Source organism: Blautia sp. DFI.1.216, assembly GCF_020594215.1.
Taxonomy (GTDB): domain Bacteria; phylum Bacillota; class Clostridia; order Lachnospirales; family Lachnospiraceae; genus Blautia_A; species Blautia_A wexlerae.
Window position 1 is genome coordinate 1 of the sequence record NZ_JAJDML010000124.1, and the last position, 1,756, is coordinate 1,756.

The 1,756-nt window shown below is 39.0% G+C and carries 1 pseudogene; it reads right to left on the reverse strand.

Going from position 1 to position 1,756, the window contains the following annotated elements:
* Positions 1-254: 254 nt before the first annotated feature.
* Positions 255-1,617, reverse strand: a pseudogene (locus LJE11_RS18965) (transposase); the annotation flags it as partial.
* Positions 1,618-1,756 lie beyond the last annotated feature (139 nt).

Below are 1,756 nucleotides of genomic sequence, written 5' to 3' on the forward strand. Positions count from 1 at the left end.
ATAGGTAATTGCGAAACAAGTTCGCAATCCTGACTAAAAAGCGGTAAGAATCCTGCAACGCAGGATTCTTAAGATGAAAAATAGGTACTTCTAAATTTGAACATGACTAAAAGACTTCCCAGATAAACTGCGAAGAAAAGATTGTATGCATATTAATAATCAGGCAATCAAAGGCTTCAAACTCCGGATGTATTGGTATTGATGAATCTTATCAGCGACAAGCACAGTAACAAGCTGGGTAATTCCTGCAAGCAGTAAATCAGCATGAAGTGTTTTCTCATTCTGTGTTTTACGATCTGCAATGCAGAAACTATCTTTGAAATGGTTGATTGACTTTTCAACATTTACACGGATCTTGTAAGTATCCTCCCATTCCTGTGAGCCGCGTTCTACACCAGGATAGGCACGAAGGTTCTTTTCAGGATAAATGTAGATCATTCGTCCGCAGGAAGAAGATGTACATGGATTGTCACAATGACATACGCGATGTTTTGACTTGTCGGCAGGATTGTATTCCCATTTCATTTTTGGACATACAAACTTCATGGTAGGAAGTTTACTCCGCAAATGGGATCTGCTTCCTTCACGCCGCATCGGAAGTGATGGATTGTGAGGACAGCAGGGAATACCGTTTTCATTGACAGTATAGTCGGTTCCTTCCACAGAAAGCTTTGTTTTTAAAGGGATAAAAGCTTTTTGAAAGCCAATTTCTTCAAAGAGGGATTTGTAAATGTTAATGGCATCAAACGCAGCATCTCCAAGAAACGTCTTTGAATTTATTAAAGGATGTTTCTGGAAAAAGTCAATTAAAACTGGAAGAAGTGCTTTCGAATCGGCAAGGGATTTATCCTCATCCGGTGAATCTGATTTCTTCCCTACAACGATATCAGGATGGTTTTTTAGAAAGTCCTTGTTGTAGAAAGTGATGTCACGAACAATACCAAGCCCGTTCGTAATAATGCCAAATTTATAGGCGTAACAGAAATGTCCATTGATGTACATCTGCTGGATTGCCTGATTGGAAGCCGCATGAGTTGGCATAGAGCCATAAGCAGCTTTATAAGGATCATAGGAATCATCAAGGTTATGGGACTTTTTGAAGGCCTTTAGCTGCTTGATAATACGGTTGGCATATTTTGGGTTATTTTCTGTAACCCATGCTTCAATGCCAGAGGTATCAAAGATTGTCATGGAAGCAAGGGCAGGATCAAGACTTTGGCAGATCGGTTCGGTCAGATCAACAAGATGATCGAACATAGATTGTAAGTCCGATAAAAAATCCTGTTTGAAACGTGTAAATTTGGAACCATCCGGAACAACATCAAAACCGCAGAAATCACGCAGTTCCTGGGAAAATTTCAAAAATACGATCAGGAGTGTGTCCGTCGGGATTGAGAAAATACGCTGGATAAGAAGTGCCTTAAGCATTGGATAAAGCTGATGTTTGCGAGGTCTTCCGGTACTGGCGTAAAAATGAGAAATAAAAGAAACAGGAACAATTTCATCAAGGTTAATGGCTTCATCAAGAAGCGAAAGGAACTGATATTTGTCGTTGTCGAATTTATTTTGACAATCTTCAAAAATTTCTGCCAAAGTGAGCTGTTTATATGTTATCATGTAGGTATATCTCCTTTAGGTGGATTGGTTAATTAGTTTCTAGGCAATTCTATTTTACCATAAACCTTGAGGAGATATTTTATTTTAACAACAAAAAAATGCCGTATTTATGCGGCTTTTGGCGTTTCGCAAACGCCTA